At 72.7% G+C, this 15639-nt stretch carries 14 protein-coding genes; 5 read left to right on the plus strand and 9 right to left on the minus strand.

Going from position 1 to position 15639, the window contains the following annotated elements; genetic code table 11:
* The coding region (locus FAF44_RS18970; RefSeq protein ID WP_272894710.1) for an ATP-dependent helicase C-terminal domain-containing protein at positions 1-961 on the plus strand (961 nt) is incomplete at its 5' end.
* A 9-nt stretch (positions 962-970) separates the two neighbouring features.
* Here FAF44_RS18970 and FAF44_RS18975 read toward each other — a convergent pair.
* Entirely contained in the window at positions 971-2149 is a 1179-nt protein-coding gene (locus tag FAF44_RS18975; RefSeq protein ID WP_237104529.1) for a pyridoxal-phosphate dependent enzyme, read from the minus strand.
* A 56-nt stretch (positions 2150-2205) separates the two neighbouring features.
* Here FAF44_RS18975 and FAF44_RS18980 point away from each other — a divergent pair, with 56 nt between their 5' ends.
* Complete coding sequence (locus FAF44_RS18980) at positions 2206-3642, plus strand: amidase (RefSeq protein WP_237104530.1); 1437 nt, start codon at positions 2206-2208, stop codon at positions 3640-3642.
* A gap of 71 nt (positions 3643-3713) precedes the next feature.
* A complete protein-coding gene (locus FAF44_RS18985) occupies positions 3714-4997 on the plus strand; it encodes an FAD-binding oxidoreductase (protein ID WP_237104531.1) in 1284 nt (427 codons plus the stop codon).
* Positions 4998-5033: 36 nt separating this feature from the next.
* Here the strand turns inward: FAF44_RS18985 and FAF44_RS18990 are convergent, their stop codons facing one another.
* The 5 genes from FAF44_RS18990 to deoC form a co-directional block, all read right to left on the minus strand.
* On the minus strand, positions 5034-5879 hold the full coding sequence (locus tag FAF44_RS18990; protein ID WP_237104532.1) for an aldehyde dehydrogenase: 846 nt from the start codon (positions 5877-5879) through the stop codon (positions 5034-5036).
* A gap of 179 nt (positions 5880-6058) precedes the next feature.
* Positions 6059-7477, minus strand: coding sequence for an aldehyde dehydrogenase family protein (locus tag FAF44_RS18995; RefSeq protein WP_237104533.1), 1419 nt, complete (start codon positions 7475-7477; stop codon positions 6059-6061).
* A 140-nt stretch (positions 7478-7617) separates the two neighbouring features.
* A complete protein-coding gene (locus FAF44_RS19000) occupies positions 7618-8478 on the minus strand; it encodes a hypothetical protein (RefSeq protein WP_237104534.1) in 861 nt (286 codons plus the stop codon).
* Positions 8475-9026 carry an RNA polymerase sigma factor gene (locus FAF44_RS19005; protein WP_237104535.1) on the minus strand — a complete coding sequence of 184 codons (552 nt, stop codon included), beginning with the start codon at positions 9024-9026 and terminating at the stop codon, positions 8475-8477. Before FAF44_RS19005 ends, FAF44_RS19000 begins: the two co-directional genes overlap by 4 nt.
* A 127-nt stretch (positions 9027-9153) precedes the next feature.
* On the minus strand, positions 9154-10083 hold the full coding sequence (deoC, locus tag FAF44_RS19010; protein ID WP_237104536.1) for a deoxyribose-phosphate aldolase: 930 nt from the start codon (positions 10081-10083) through the stop codon (positions 9154-9156).
* A gap of 207 nt (positions 10084-10290) precedes the next feature.
* Between deoC and FAF44_RS19015 the strand changes: the two genes are divergently transcribed.
* Both FAF44_RS19015 and FAF44_RS54740 read left to right on the plus strand, forming a co-directional pair.
* Positions 10291-10437, plus strand: a complete 147-nt coding sequence (locus FAF44_RS19015) for a hypothetical protein (RefSeq protein ID WP_237104537.1) — start codon at positions 10291-10293, stop codon at positions 10435-10437.
* A gap of 101 nt (positions 10438-10538) precedes the next feature.
* Positions 10539-13391, plus strand: coding sequence for an AAA family ATPase (locus FAF44_RS54740; protein ID WP_272894711.1), 2853 nt, complete (start codon positions 10539-10541; stop codon positions 13389-13391).
* A gap of 19 nt (positions 13392-13410) precedes the next feature.
* Here FAF44_RS54740 and FAF44_RS19030 read toward each other — a convergent pair whose 3' ends face one another.
* From FAF44_RS19030 to FAF44_RS19040, 3 genes are read right to left on the minus strand one after another with little or no spacing between them, the layout of a single operon-like run.
* Positions 13411-13908 (minus strand): NUDIX hydrolase, encoded by a 498-nt coding sequence (locus tag FAF44_RS19030; RefSeq protein WP_308193341.1) that lies wholly within the window; start codon positions 13906-13908, stop codon positions 13411-13413.
* Positions 13909-13951: 43 nt separating this feature from the next.
* Complete coding sequence (locus FAF44_RS19035; protein WP_237104538.1) at positions 13952-14695, minus strand: ABC transporter permease; 744 nt, start codon at positions 14693-14695, stop codon at positions 13952-13954.
* Positions 14676-15617 (minus strand): ATP-binding cassette domain-containing protein, encoded by a 942-nt coding sequence (locus FAF44_RS19040; protein ID WP_237104539.1) that lies wholly within the window; start codon positions 15615-15617, stop codon positions 14676-14678. Before FAF44_RS19040 ends, FAF44_RS19035 begins: the two co-directional genes overlap by 20 nt.
* Positions 15618-15639: the final 22 nt, after the last annotated feature.

Below are 15639 nucleotides of genomic sequence, written 5' to 3' on the forward strand. Positions count from 1 at the left end.
CGGCCGGGCCGCGTCCGATGATGTGCTGGCGGGCATGGCGGTGGCGCTGGCGTTCCCCGAGCGGGTGGCGCGCCGGCGCGGCGGCGGCTTCCTCATGGCCTCCGGCACCCAGGCCCAGCTCCCCGAAGGCTCCCGGCTGCGCACCGCCGAGTGGCTGGCCGTCGCGGTCGCCGACCGTCCGACGGGGTCGGCCTCGGCCCGCGTCAGGCAGGCCGTCGTCATCGACGAGGCCATCGCGAGGGCGGCGCTGGAGGTCACGACCGAGGACGAGATCGCCTGGCGGGTCCCGCCGGGCGAGCGCCGGGGCGACGTCTCCGCCCGCCGGGTGGAACGTCTCGGCGCGATCGAGCTGTCGGCCGTCCCGCTCAAGGACGCCGACGTCCGCGCCGCGATCCTGCACGGCCTGCGCACCGAGGAGTTGCTGACCTGGACGAGGCAGGCCAGGGAGCTGCGGGACCGCCTGGCGTTCTGCCACCGCGCCGTCGGCGAGCCCTGGCCCTCCATGGACGACCTCGTCGGCCTCGCGGACCGGTGGCTGGAGCCCGAGCTGTCCCGGGCCCGCCGCCGCGCCGACGTGGAGCGCATCGACGTCGCCGCCGCGCTCAAACGGCTCGTCCCCTGGAGCGAACGCCTCGACCGGACCGCCCCCGAACGCATCGAGGTCCCCACCGGCTCCGCCGTCCGCCTCGACTACTCCGGCGAGCAACCGGTGCTGGCGGTCAAGCTCCAGGAGCTGTTCGGCTGGCAGGAGACGCCGCGCGTCGCGGGGGTCCCGGTCCTCGTGCACCTGCTCTCCCCCGCCGGCCGGCCGCTGGCGGTCACCGCGGACCTGGCCTCGTTCTGGCGGGAGGGCTACCGGCACGTCCGCGCGGAGATGCGCGGGCGCTACCCCAGGCACCCGTGGCCGGAGGACCCGCTCACCGCGCCGCCCACCCGCCGCACCAAACGGAAGACGCCGTGACCCGCCGGCTCAGGCGGTGAGGTCGTCCAGCGTCGGGTGCTCCAGGACGGGGTGGCGCTCGCCGCCCACCCCCAGGTCCTTGAACCCGCTCGACGTGGCGACGCAGACCACGGGCCCGTCGAAGTCGCGCCGCAGCCGCCGGTACCCGGCCAGCCCGGCGGTGCCCGACAGCTCCTGCCACAGCCCGGCCCGCGCCAGCTCGCGCTGTGCCCGCCGCAGCTCATCGTCGGTCACGAGCACCGCCTCGCCGCCGCTGTCGCGCACAGCGAGGACCCCGCGGTGCCCGCCGACCGTTCCGGCCACCCCGTACGCGTCGGTGGGCCCCAACTCGACGATCGCGGCGGGCGCGCCCGTGGCCAGCGCCTTGGCGTGCGGCCCGCCGGCGGCCGTCTCGCAGCAGAACATCCGGGGCGTCCGCTCCGCCAGCCCCAGCAGCAGCAGTTCGGTGAAGCCCTTCCACACGCCGTAGAGCAGCTCGGCGTACCCGGTCGGGACGAACACCGCCGCGGGCACCTCGCCGAGCTGCAGGAACAGCTCGTACGCGATCGTCTTGTAACCCTCGGGCCCGAACGGGTGGCCGGTGTGCGTGACGGTCTGGTTGCTGACCGGGTGGTATCCCAGCCGATCGACGACCTCCCGCAGCAGCGGCCAGCGCCTCTCGGCGGGCACCGACACGACCTTCGCCCCGTACGCCCGCACGAACGCCTGCACGGCGGGCGGCGAGTCGGCCGAGGTCAGCACGATGGCGGGCAGCCCGGCGCGGGCGGCGTAGGCGGCGGCCGAGGCCCCGTGGTTGCCCGAGGAGGCCACGACCACGCCGGCCGCCCCGCCGGCCACGGCGGCGCTCACGGCGACGCGGTTGAGCCGGTCCTTGTGCGACCAGGTGGGGTTGCGCGACTCGTCCTTGACGAACACGTCGCCGAACGGCACCAGCGGGGTCCCGCCCTCGCCCAGGGTGGGCGCCGCCAGCGGCGGCAGCAGCGGTGACCAGCGCGCCAGGTCCGGGCCCGGGGCCTGCTCGAACAGGCGGCGATCGACCTTCGCGTAGTCGTAGACGACGTCCAGCGGGTAGGCGATCTCGTCGGTGCTGGTCCGGGGGCAGCCCCGCGTCAGCGGTGGGAACAGGGGGAACTCGGCCGAGGGGTCGCCCAGGGAGCGCTGGCGCAGGGCAAGCGAGGGTCCGTTCACGTGAATCGACCTTATCGAGCCTCGCAACCCTGCGGGAAAACCTGCACACTCTTCTCATGTTGTGGGCAGGCAGGTCCGCCATCGAGATCGCGACGGCCGTCCGGCACGGAGAGGTCGAGGCCACGACCGTCGTCGAGGAGCACCTCCACGTCATCGCGGAGCGGGATCCCGGGGTGGGGGCGTTCCGCCGGGTCAGGGAGCGGGCCGTGGACGAGGCGCGGCTGCTGGGCAGGCGGCGCGACCTGGCCGAACTGCCGCTGGCGGGCGTCCCGGTGGCGGTGAAGGACAACCTGGAGGTGGCGGGCGAGGCCACGCGCGGCGGGTCGGCCGCCACGTCCGACGTGCCCGCGCCGCGCGACCACGAGACGGTGGCGCGCCTGCGGGCGGCCGGCGCGGTGATCGTGGGCCTGACGAACCTGCCCGAGCTGGGGCTGGTGGCGTTCGGCGACAGCGTGTACGGCATCGTCCGCAACCCCTGGGACCCCTCCCGGACGGCGGGCGGCTCCTCGGCCGGGAGCGCGGCGGCGGTGGCGGCGGGCATGGTGCCGATCGCGCTCGGCAACGACGGCATGGGCTCGCTGCGCATCCCGGCGGCGTGCTGCGGCGTGCTGGCCGTCAAGCCGGGCGCCGGCCTGGTGCCCCCGCCGGCGAACGACTGGGAGCGGCTCACCGAGAACGGCCCGCTGGCCATGACCGTCCCCGATCTGGCGCTGGCGCTGTCCGTGCTGGCCGCCGACCCGGCGCTGGCGCAGGCGTGGCGCGGCGGGCGGCGGGTGGAGCCGCCGCCGCGCATGTTGCGCTCGGTCTGGGCGGACGACGACGAGGTGTGGGAGCCGCAGCCGCCGTCGGACAGCCCCGAGCCGTTCGACCTGCGGGTGGCCTACGCGCCCCAGCCGCTGCCCCCGGGCCTGCGGGTGGACGGCGAGTTCCGGGCGGCGGTGCGCGGGGCGGCCGAGACGCTGCGGGTGGCCGGGCACACGGTGGTGGAGCACGAGCGCAGGCTGCCCGCGTGGCTCGGCCCGGCCACGGTCGCGACCTGGCTGGTGCGGGCGGCCGAGTCGGCCGAGGGACTCGACGGGCTGGAACGCCGGACGCGCGGGCTGGCCCGCGCCGGCCGGGTGCTGCGGCGGCTCAGCCTGGACGGCGTGCGCGGCCGGGAGCGCTGGAGCGCGTACGGGGCCGACCAGTGGTTCGGCGACGCCGACGTGCTGATCATGCCCGCCCTGGCCACCGTGCCGCCGCGGGCCGGGCGGTGGGGCGAGCGCGGCTTCGTGCGCAACGCGTGGGCGAACATCGCCTACGCCCCCGCCACCGGCCCCTGGAACATGTGCGGCTGGCCGGCCGTCACCGTGCCCGTGGCGACACACTCCGGGGCGCTGCCGATCGGCGTGCAGATCGTCGCCCCGCCCGGCGGCGAGCCGCACCTGCTGGGCCTGGCGGCGCAGCTCCAGCGGGCCCATCCGCCGTTGCGGCCACCCGGCTACTCCTTCTAGAAGCATCGCTTATGGGGATCATCAGATCTATCTCTTGGACTTATGAGATGGGATCCGAAATCCTGACATACATGCTTTTCAAGAACGATTCCGGATATGACGACGAACGCCAGGGCTTCCAGCTTCTCGCCGCGCACCGGCCCGACCTCATCGTCCCCGCCGCCACCGCCGAAGACGTCCGCCGGGGCGTGGCCCACGCCGCGAGCCGGAACCTGCCCGTCGCCGTCCAGGCCACCGGCCACGGCCTGCCCGTCGCCGCCGCCGAAGGCGTGCTCATCACCACGAAGCGGATGGACGGCGTCACCGTCGATCCCGCCACCGCCACCGCCCGGGTCGAGGCCGGCGCGCGCTGGCAGGAGGTCATCGTGGCGGCGGCCCGGCACGGCCTGGCCCCGCTGTCCGGCTCGTCCCCCGGCGTGGGCGTGGTGTCGTACACCCTGGGCGGCGGGCTCGGCCTGCTGGCCAGGCAGTACGGCTACGCCGCCGACCAGGTGCGGGCCCTGGACGTCGTCACCGCCGACGCCGAACCGCGCCACGTGACCCCCGACGACGACCTGTTCTGGGCCCTGGTCGGCGGCCGGGGCAACTTCGGCGTGGTCACCGCGCTGGAGATCAGCCTGGTACCGGTCCGCCGGCTGTACGGCGGCGCGCTCTACTTCGACCAGGTGGAGACCGCCCTGCGGACCTGGCGAGACTGGACGCACGCGCTCCCGGACGAGATGACCTCGTCGATCGCCGTCATCCCGTTCCCCGACGTCCCCCAGGCGCCCTTCCCCGGCAGGACGGTGGCCCACGTCCGCATCGCCTTCAACGGGGACCCGGAGGAGGGCGAGGAACTCGTGCGCCCGCTGCGCGCGATCGGCCCCCGCCTGGCGGACACGGTGGGCGAGCTGCCGTACACCGGCACGGCCGCCATCCACAACGACCCCGAGCACCCGTCCGGCTACTTCGCCACGCACTCGCTGCTGCGCGCGCTGCCCGAGGTGGAGCCGCTGCTCGGCGTGCGCGGCGTGGTCGAGGTGCGCCACCTCGGCGGCGCGCTGACCAAGCCGCAGGGCGCGCCGAACTCGGTCGGCAACCGCGACGCCCAGTACCTCGCCGCCGTGCTCAGCCCCGGCCTGCCCCCCGGCGCCGACCTCGCCGCCCTGCGGCCGGCGCACGACGCGGTCGCGGACGCGCTGTCGCCCTGGGCCACCGGCGGCCAGGTGCTGAACTTCCTGTACGCCGGCAACGCCGGCCCCGAACAGGTGCGCAGGGCGTACGAGCCGGCCGACTACGACCGCCTGACCAGGCTCAAGACCGAGTGGGACCCGGCGAACCTGTTCCGCATGAACCACAACATCCCCCCGGCCTGAACCGGGCCGGAGGGACGCCGTGTGCGGACATCGGGCTCAGACGCCGATCGGATGCCAGACGGTCTTGGTCTCCAGGAACCGGGTCATACGGGTGATCGCCGGCTCGGCCGTCCAGTCCTCCTGGACGGGCCGCAGCACCCGCTTGAGGTTCTCCGCCGCCGCCTGCTCGCAGCTCAGCGCCAGGTCGGCAGCGGCGACGCCGGTCAGGTCGAGGGCGTTGACGTCCATGTGCGCCGCCAGCCACGGGGCCAGCTCGGCCTGCCGCCCCGTGAGCACGTTGACCACCCCGCCCGGCAGGTCGGACGTGGCCAGCACCTCGGCCAGCGTGATCGCCACCAGCGGCGCGGGCTCGGAGGCGACCACGACGCAGGTGTTGCCCGTCACGATCACCGGCGCGACCACGGACACGAGCCCGAGCAGCGGATCGGCGGGCGCCACCACGGCCACCACACCGGTCGGCTCAGGAGTGGACAGGTTGAAGTACGGGCCCGCCACCGGGTTGGCCGCGCCGTGCACGGAGGCGACCTTGTCGGACCAGCCCGCGTACCAGACCAGCCGGTCGACGGCGGCGTCCACCTGCTCCAGCGCGGCCCGCTTGCCGCCGCCGAGCTCCTCGGCGAACTGCGCGCGCCGCCCCTCCAGCATCTCGGCGACGCGGTAGAGGATCTGCCCCCGGTTGTACGGCGTCGCGCCCGACCAGCCGGCGAACGCCTTGCGGGCGGCCACCACGGCGTCGCGGGCGTCCTTGCGCGAGGCCCGCGAGGCGTTGGCGAGGAACTCGCCCTTGGCCGTGGTCACGGGGTAGGACCTTCCACTCTCCGAGCGCGGGAACGCCCCGCCGATGTACAGCTTGTAGGTCTTCTTGACGGACAACCTACTCATCGCCCCGCCCCCTCCACGTGGACTCCTGCGACGTCTGGACCGGCGCGAAGATCTGCCCGCACCGGCTCACGCCGCAGCGGTGGGCGTACCAGCCGGTGCGTACGGGCCGGCCGGACCTGGCGAATGCGTGCCCCCGGGTCGCCTGGGCGCGCCGCGTACGGCGGCGGGGACGGCGGTGCTCACACGGCAAGGTATGCCTCCAGCCCGGCCCGTCCGCCCTCACGCCCGTACCCCGACTCCTTGTAGCCGCCGAAGGGCGAGGCCGGGTCGAACTTGTTGAACGTGTTGGCCCAGACCACACCGGCCCTGAGCCTTTCGGCCAGCCACAGGATGCGCGAGCCCTTCTCGGTCCACACCCCGGCGGACAGCCCGTACGGCGTGTTGTTGGCCTTCTCGACGGCCTCGGCGGGGGTGCGGAAGGTCAGCACCGACAGCACCGGCCCGAAGATCTCCTCCCTGGCGATGCTGTGCGACTGCGCCACCCCGGTGAACAGCGTCGGCGGGAACCAGAACCCCTTGCCGGGCAGCTCGCAGGCGGGCGACCAGCGCTCGGCCCCCTCCGACTCCCCGAGGTCGCTCAGCCGCCGGATCCTGGCGAGCTGCTCGGCCGAGTTGATCGCGCCGATGTCGGTGTTCTTGTCCAGCGGGTCGCCCAGCCGCAGCGTGCCCAGCCGCCGCTTGAGCGCGGCCAGCAGCTCCTCCTGGACCGACTCCTGCACCAGCAGCCGCGACCCGGCGCAGCACACGTGGCCCTGGTTGAAGAAGATCCCGTTGACGATCCCCTCCACGGCCTGGTCGAGGGCGGCGTCGTCGAAGACGATGTTCGCGGCCTTGCCGCCCAGCTCCAGGGTGAGCTTCTTGCCGGTGCCGGCGACCGCCCTGGCGATGGTCCGGCCGACCTCGGTGGAGCCGGTGAAGGCCACCTTGTTCACGTCGGGGTGGGCCACCACGGCGGCGCCGGTCTCGCCGGCGCCGGTGACGATGTTCACCACGCCGGGCGGCAGGCCGGCCTGGCGGCAGATGTCGGCGAACAGCAGCGCGGTCAGCGGCGTCGTCTCGGCCGGCTTGAGCACGACCGTGTTGCCGCAGGCCAGCGCGGGGGCGATCTTCCAGGCCAGCATCAGCAGCGGGAAGTTCCACGGGATCACCTGCCCGGCGACCCCGAGCGGCGTGGTGCCGAAGCCCGCGTGACGCAGCTTGTCGGCCCAGCCCGCGTAGTAGAAGAAGTGCGCGGCCACCAGGGGCACATCGACGTCGCGCGACTCCCTGATCGGCTTGCCGTTGTCGAGCGACTCCAGCACGGCCAGTTCCCTGGCCCGCTCCTGAATGATCCGCGCGATGCGGAACAGGTACTTGGCGCGCTCGGCGCCGGGCAGCGCGCTCCAGACGCCGAACGCCTTGCGCGCCGCCCGTACGGCGCGATCGACGTCGTCGGAGGTGGCGGTGGCCACCTCCGCGAGCGTCTCCTCGGTGGCCGGGTTGACGGTCTTGAACGGGGTGCCCGAGCCCTCGACGAACTCGCCGTCGATGAACAGCCCGTAGGCGGAGCGCAGATCGACGACGTCGCGTGACTCGGGGGCCGGTGCGTATTCGAACATCGTCTAGTCCCGGGTGAAGTATCTGTGCATCACGCCTGCCAGCCTAGACCGTCAGATCAAGTGCTCAGAGGGCACGTCGAGGGCAGGGGAAGGCGTTCGGCCGTTCTTGGGCTCAGCCGCGTTCCCGGACAAAGTGATCGTCAGGACGTCGGGCACTCCCGGGTGCTCTTCGCGACGGCCTCCGGCGACATCGGCGCCGGGTTCGCGAAAAGGCTGGCCCTACCGGGTTCGGTGAGATAACCACCGTGGACGAGCCACGAGTCGCGCACGTCACCAGGGCTGAGGTCAGCAGTCTCCGTCCCGGGGACGCCCGCGACGAAGACCTCGCCGATCGCCAGCCCGCGTTCGGTCAGCATCTGCCGCACCTCGGCGAGAGACTTGTTCAGATAGGGGACGCAGTGCATGGGCTCGCCCTTGGCGTCGAAGGCCCCGCCGCTGCGGTAACGCTCGCCCGGCCTGGCGGGACGGCCGACGTCGATCTGGACCTTGTCCGTGAACCCCACCGGGATCTTCACCCCGATCATGCAACCGCCCAGCTTGTCGCAGGCGCCGGGCGCGTCTATCCCCTTGATCCGCTCGTCGACCTGGTGATCCGGCCGGGTGGAGAAGACCTGGCCCTCGAAGGCGGGTGAGGCGGGCAGCACCCTGAGCGAGACGTCGAGCCCGACCGCCCGCAGTTGCGCCTCGTAGTTGCCGGGGTCGGCGTAGAGGTCCTTGATCTGGATGACGTAGTAGCCGTCCTCCTGCCTGATGTCGAGCGCCGCGACCGGGGCGGGGCCGCCGAGGCCCGACGGCAGCACCCAGCTCATCGCCAGCACGCCGGCGACCAGCACGCCGACGGCCGGGACGGTCAGCTTCCAGCTCAGCCGCCTGCGCCTGGCCGGCCGCAGCGGCGGGGGTCCGGCCATGATCTCCCGCATCAGCTCACGTGCGCCGTCGCTGACGCCGGGCGCGGGCTCGTCGGCGAACCGGGCGACGATGTGGTCGATGTCTGCTCTCATGACTGGCCTTCCGCGAGGGCGACGGCGTGCGCGCCGTACCGGGTGAGGTCGAGTTCGGCGGCGGCGAGCTGCTTGGCGAGCCGCTTGCGGGCACGGTGCAATCTGATCCGCAGGGCTCCCCGTGAGCAGCCGAGCACCTTGGCGATCTCCGGCTGGCTCAGCCCTTCCCAGGCGACCAGGGCCAGCAGTTCCCTGTCCTGGTCCGGCAGGCGTTTGAACGCCTGGTAGGCGGCGTCGGAGTCACGGTCCGGCATCGAGTGCGCCCAGTCGGCGGCCTCTTCGCGCAGTCGTGTGGCCAGGCCGGCTCGGCGGCTCTGGCCGCGGTGGTGGTTGGCCAGGGTGCGCCTGGCCACGCCGTACAGCCAGAGCCTGGCCTCGTCCCCGTCGGGGATGTCGTCGATGCGGCGCCAGGCGGTGGTGAAGGTCTCCGCGATCACGTCGGCGATGTCGTCGGAGGAGTCGGTGCGGCGCCTTACGTAGGTGGCGATGGCGCCGTAGTGCGCCAGGTAGATCGCCTCGAAGCGCTGTTCGGGCTCGGGTGGCCCCATGGGGGAATTCCTTCCGGTGGACGGCTACACCCGAGGAGATGTCCGGCTATTCCTTGATGTTTCACCCCTTTCCGGGATGTTCAGCGGTGTCCACGAGTCGCCCGGCCTGCGCGGAGCCGTATATGCGTCAGTCGAGGGTGAAGTAGTCGGGCCCCGCGTACCGGCCGGTGGCCAGCTTCTCGCGCTGCATCAGCAGGTCGTTCAGCAGCGAGGAGGCGCCCAGCCGGAACCAGTCGGGCGTCAGCCAGTCGTCGCCGGCCGTCTCGTTGACCAGCACGAGGTTCTTGACGGCGTCCTTGGTGGTGCGGATGCCGCCCGCCGGCTTCACGCCGACCTGGCGGCCGGTCGCCTCGCGGAAGTCGCGCACCGCCTCCAGCATGATCATTGTCACCGGCGGCGTGGCGGCCGGCGACACCTTGCCCGTGGAGGTCTTGATGAAGTCGGCGCCGGCCAGCATCGCCAGCCAGGACGCCCGCCGCACGTTGTCGTAGGTGGACAGCTCGCCGGTCTCGAGGATCACCTTCAGATGGGCCGCCCCGCAGGCCGCCTTCACCGCGACGATCTCCTCGTAGACCTTCAGGTAGTGCCCCGACAGGAACGCGCCCCGGTCGATCACCATGTCGATCTCGTCGGCCCCGGCCGACACCGCCAGCGCGGTGTCGCTCACCTTGACCTCCAGCGAGGTGCGTCCGCTGGGGAACGCGGTGGCCACCGAGGCGACCTTGACGCCGGTGCCGCCGAGCGCCTCGACGGCGACGGGGACGAGGTCGGGGTAGACGCAGACGGCCGCGACGGAGGGCGCGCCGCCACCGGGACGCACGGCCTTGGCGCACATCGCGCGCACCTTGCCGGCCGTGTCGGCCCCCTCGAGCGTGGTCAGGTCCACCATCGAGATGGCCAGGTCGATGGCCTGCGCCTTGGCCGTGGTCTTGATCGAACGGGTGCCCAGCATCGCCGCCCGCTGGTCCGCGCCGACCCGGTCAACCCCGGGCAGGCCCTGCAGGAACGCTCGCAACGCCGCGTCGGACGAGGCGACGTCCGCGAGCGAAGTAGTCACAGTTGCCACCTGGACAGCATCCCCGACCAGGGCCACTACCTCCAAACCGGGCCACCTTAGGGCGCCGGGGCCCGGCTTCTAGGTATGCCGGGGGCGTTCTGCGGCCGGAGATAAGGCATCCACCCGATGCGGTGGGACGGGCCTTAGCCCGAAGCTTAAGGGTGTCGGCAAACGACACGAAATATGCGAAACATCAGGAGAAATGCCATGCATCCCGAGATCGAATTCGAGCTCATGAAGAACCAGGCCGGCGAGCTGCGCAAGGCCGCCGCCGAGCACCGGCGCGTACGCGAGGCCGAGCGGGCCAACAAGAGCGAGCGCCGCTCGTTCTTCGGCAAGCGCCGTTCGTCATGACCACCCCACGAGAGCCCGGCCGCAACCTCGCTCGCGGCCGGGCCTCAATACCCCCTTAAAACCGTCGAAAGCATCGGATGTTGCATGACATGCTGGATGACATGCGGGGACGATCTGTCAGTCCCGTCTTCGTCGGGCGGGAAGAGGAGCTGACGGCTCTGTCGGAAAGCTTCGACGAGGCCAGAAAAGGCACCGTGACGGCCGTCCTGCTGGGAGGCGAGGCCGGGGTCGGCAAGACCAGGCTCGTCCAGCGCTTCGCCGAGCAACGCGCGGCGGACGGCGCCCACGTGCTGCTCGGGGGCTGCGTGGAGCTGTCCACCGAGGGTCTGGCGTACGCGCCCTTCACCGCCGCGCTCCGCCAGCTCGTCCGCGAGCTGGGCCCGGCGGCCGTCGCTGGCCTGCTGCCCGACGGCGCCGAACGCGACCTGGCCCGGCTGCTGCCCGAGTTCGGGGAGCCCAACGGCGACGGCGAGACCGACACCGGCCGCGCCCGCCTGTTCGAGCAGATCCTCACCCTGCTCGAACGCCTCGCGGACAACCGGCCCACCATCCTCGTCATCGAGGACATCCACTGGGCCGACCGCTCCAGCCGCGACCTCATCGCCTTCCTCAGCCGCAACCTGCACTCCCCGCAGGTGCTGATCGTCATGACCTACCGCTCCGACGACCTGCACCGCCAGCACCCGCTCAGGCCCGTGCTGGCCGAGCTGGGCCGCGTCCACGGCGTGCACCGCCTCGACCTGCCCCGCCTGTCGCGCGACGAGGTCGCCCAGCAGATGACCGCCATCCTCGGCAGACCCCCCGAGTACGGCAAGGTCGAGAAGGTCTACGAGCGCAGCGAGGGCATCCCGCTGTTCGTCGAGGCCATGCTGGAGAGCGGCGAGGAGGCCACGTTCCCCGACTCCATGCAGGACCTCATTCTCGCCTCCGTCGAGCGGCTGCCCGAGGAGACCCAGCGCGTGCTGCGGGTGGCCGCCGCCGGCGGCAACCGGGTCGGCCACGCGCTGCTGGCGGCCGTGAGCGGCCTGTCGGACATCGAGCTGGAGACCGCGCTGCGGCCCGCCATCGCCCGCAACGTGCTGCAGATCGCCGACAACCGCGCCTACGTCTTCCGCCACTCCCTCATCCGCGAGGCCGTCCACGACGAGCTGCTGCCCGGCGAACACCAGCGCCTGCACGCCAGGTTCGCCGAAGAGATCTCCAAGAACCGCGCGCTCGTCCCGCCCGGCCGCGCCCCCGTCGAGCTGGCACACCACTGGTACGGCGCCCGCGACGACCGCTGGGCGCTCATCTCAGCCTGGGAGGCGGCGCGCAAGTCGTTCAAGGCGTTCGCCTACACCGAGGCCGTCCCGCTGCTGGAACGTGTGCTCATGCTCTGGGACCGGGTGCCCGACGCCGCCGAGCTGATCGGCGCCGACCACACCGCCGTGCTGGAGAAGGCCGCCTCGGCCGCCAACTCCGGCGGCGAGGTGGACAAGGGCCTGCGGTTCGTCAAGGGCGCGCTGTCCGAGCTGGACGAGACCGGCGAGCCCGTCCGCGTGGCCCAGCTCCTCGTGCGCCGGGCGGGGCTCAAGAACTCCAAGCACCAGCCCGGCGTGATCGACGACCTCCGGCACGCGCTGCGGCTCGTCCCCGAGGACAGCATCGACCGGGCCGAGGTCGTCGCCTCGCTGAGCCGCCACCTGATGCTGCGGGGCAAGATCGAGGAGGCGACCGGCCTCGTCGGCGAGGGCCTGCGCCTGGCCAGGGAGTACGACGACCGCTGCCTCGAAGGCGACCTGCTGCTGAACCAGGCGCTCGGCCACTCGCTGAACGGCGACACGGAGACCACGATCGCCGTCAACGACGAGGTCCTGCGCATCGGCCACGAGGAGGGCTCGGGCCGGATCCTCACCCGGGCGATCGGCAACCGCATCGACGCGCTGCTCGACATGGGCCGCGAGGACGAGGCCCTGCGCATGTCGGAGGACGGCTGGCGGGTCGCCAAGGAGTACGGCCGGCTGCGCGGCAGCGGCACGTTCATCGCCAACAACTGGGCCGAGGCGCTGGAGGTGCTGGGCCGCTGGGACGAGGCCATCGAGGTGGTCGAGAACGCGCTCAGCCACGGCCCCGTCCTGCGCACCCGGTTCGCCCTGCTGCGCGTGCGCGGCGACATCGCCATGGCCAGGGGCGAGCGGCAGTTCGTCGAGGCCCTGCTGTCGGAGATCGGCGCGTTCAAGGACCGCTCGGAGGAGTTCGTCCAGGACATCATCAACAACGCCCGCCTGCGCATGACCTGGTACCTGACCTCGAACCAGCCCTGCTCGGCGCTGGAGGAGGCGGAGCGGGTGCTCGAGCGCTACCAGCCGAGCAAGGCCATGCTCGGCTGGCGGCTGCTCGCCCAGGTGCCCGACGTATGCGACGCCGCCCAGGTCAGCGAGCCGGACCGGGCCGCGGCCGTACGCCGCCAGGCCGCCGAGGTGGCCGCCGAGCTGCGGGCCATCGGGCCGGTCGTCGAGGCGTACCGGCTGTCGTACTTGGGCGACTTCGACGCCTCGGCGGCGGCGTGGAAACGGCTCAAGCGCCCGCACAACCAGGCCAAGGCGCTGCTGAAGGCGGCCGGCGTGGCCGCCCGCGACGGCGACAGGGAGGGCGCGGCGGCCCGGCTGAAGGAAGGGCTGCCGCTGGCCCGCGCGCTGCGCGCGGCCCCGCTGGTGGAGGAGATCGAGACGCTCTCGCGCCGGGTCGGCGGCGGCCTCCAGCCGGCGCAGGAGCCGTCGGAGCTGCTGACGCCGCGCGAGCTGGAGGTGCTGCGGCTGGTCACCCAGGGGCGGACCAACCGGGACATCGCGGCCGAGCTGTTCATCTCGGCGAAGACGGTGAGCGTGCACGTGTCGAACATCCTGGCCAAGCTCGGCGTCACCACCCGCGGTGAGGCCGCCGCCGCCGCGCACCGGCTCGCGCTGCTGTCCTGACCGTTCCGTCCGGCGCGGTTCAGAGCAGCGCCAGCCAGGTGTGGCCGGGGCAGACGCGTTCGATCTCGGCCCTGGAGAGCCAGCGGGCGTGGGTGCTCTCGGAGCCCGCGGGCGGGCACGTCGGCGCGCCCGGCCCCGGCAGCAGCGCCCGGAACATCGCCATGTACGCCAGCGCCGGGTACCGGTAGTCCGCGGGCGGCGACTCCAGGAGCTCGATGCGCTGCCAGGCGAAGATCGACAGGGCGGAGGGCGGCAGGCGCAGGCCGGTCTCCTCCCACAACTCCCTGGCCGCTGCCTCCGCCAGGCTCTCGCCCGGCTCCAGGTGACCGCCCGGGATGTCCCAGCCGCGTCCCTCGCGGTCCACGCACGTCATCAGCGTGCGCCCGGCGTCGTCGGAGACGAACGCGAACGCCGACGTGGTCCGCCCGGCCGGCGGGAGGGCGTCGGAGCGGATCACGTCCAGCCGGTGCGCCACCGGGATCCACGGCACCGTGTGCGAAGCCACCACATGAGTCACCGGCTCACTCTCGCGGCCAGGGGAAACGGCTGTCAAAACCAGCTCATACGCCTCGCCTCAGGGCACGGTTGCCCAGGTAGAGGCCGAGCACGGCGACGACGCCCGCCGCCGCGGAGCCGTACAGCACGGAGGGGTCGGACAGGTCGCCCGCGAACAGCGAGCGCTGGGCGTCCACGATGTAGGTGACCGGGTTGACCTGCCCGAGCGCGCGCAGCCAGCCCGGCGCGCTCTCCAGCGGCAGCAGCACCCCCGAGAGCAGCAGCAGCGGGAACATGATCGACTGGCTGACGACGTAGAACAGGGTGCCGCCCGGCGCCGATCTGATGGCCAGCACGAACGAGAACGCCCCCAGCCCCACGCTGAAGACGACGAGCTGCGCCAGCGCCGCCAGCACGCCCGCGAGGTGCAGCTCGAAGCCCAGCGGCAGCGCCAGCGCGATGATCAGCACCGCCTGCACGAGCAGCGTGAGCATGGCCTTGACGCTCTTGCCGACCAGCATCGCGGTGCGGTTCAGCGGGGTGACCATCAGACGCTCCATCGCGCCCCCGATCAGCTCGACCAGCAGCGTGTAGCCCGCGCTCATCGGCCCGGTCAGGCACATCATGACCAGGATCCCCGGCACGAACCACTGCCAGGACGAGCCGACCGCCCCGTCCAGCAGCGACCCGAACAGGAACAGGAACAGCAGCGGCTGCCCCATGTCGAACATCAGCCCGACCGGGTTGCGCAGGCTGGGCCGGATCTCGCGGGAGAAGACGGTGGTGGTGTCACGCAGGAATGTCGTCATCGGTGAGGCTTCTCCCGGTCAGGGTGAGGAACACGTCGTCGAGGGTGGGGCGGACGGTCTCGGCGGCGGCGACCTTGACGCCCGCCGAGTCGAGGGTGCGCAGGCAGCCGGGCAGGGCCGCGGCGGCGTTGGCGACGCGCACGCGCACGGTGCGGCCGTCGGCGGAACCGCCGAGGATCCCGGCGGCCCGGTCCGCCTCCTCCCCGGAGCCGGCGGTGACCACGATGTGGTCGCCGGCCAGGTCGTTCTTGAGTTGCTCGGCTGTGCCGTCCGCGATGATCCGGCCGCCGTCGATGATCACCACCCGCTCGGCCATGTTGTCGGCCTCCTCCAGGTAGTGGGTGGTCAGGAAGAGCGTGGTCCCGTACGTCTCGCGCAGGCGCAGGATGTGCTGCCAGATCTCGGCCCGGCTCTTGGGGTCGAGGCCGGTCGAGGGCTCGTCGAGGAACAGCAGGTCGGGACGGTGGATGAGGCCGAGCGCGATGTCCAGGCGGCGGCGCTGGCCGCCTGACAGCGTGCCGGGCAGGCGTCCCGCCAGCGGCGCGAGGTCGAGGAGGTCGAGCAGCTCGTCGGCGCGTACGGACGCCTCCCTGGGGCGCATGCCGTAGCAGCGGCCCTGGGTGACCAGCTCGTCGCGGACGCGGAACTCCTCGCCGGCGCCGTTGCCCTGGCCGACGTACCCGATGCGGGCGCGCACGCCCCGGGGGTCGGAGACCACGTCGCGGCCGGCCACGGTGGCGGTGCCGGAGGTGGGCGGCAGCAGGGTGGTGAGCATGCGCAGGGTCGTGGACTTTCCTGCGCCGTTCGGCCCCAGGAACGCGACGAGCTGGCCGGCCTCCACGTCGAGGTCGATGCCGCGTACGGCCTGCACGGTCTCCTTCTTCACCTTGAACTCTCGGGTCAGTCCACGGGCATGGATCATGGTCGCCCTCCTCCGGGCATGA

This window comes from Nonomuraea sp. MG754425, from assembly GCF_021699195.1.
Taxonomy (GTDB): domain Bacteria; phylum Actinomycetota; class Actinomycetes; order Streptosporangiales; family Streptosporangiaceae; genus Nonomuraea.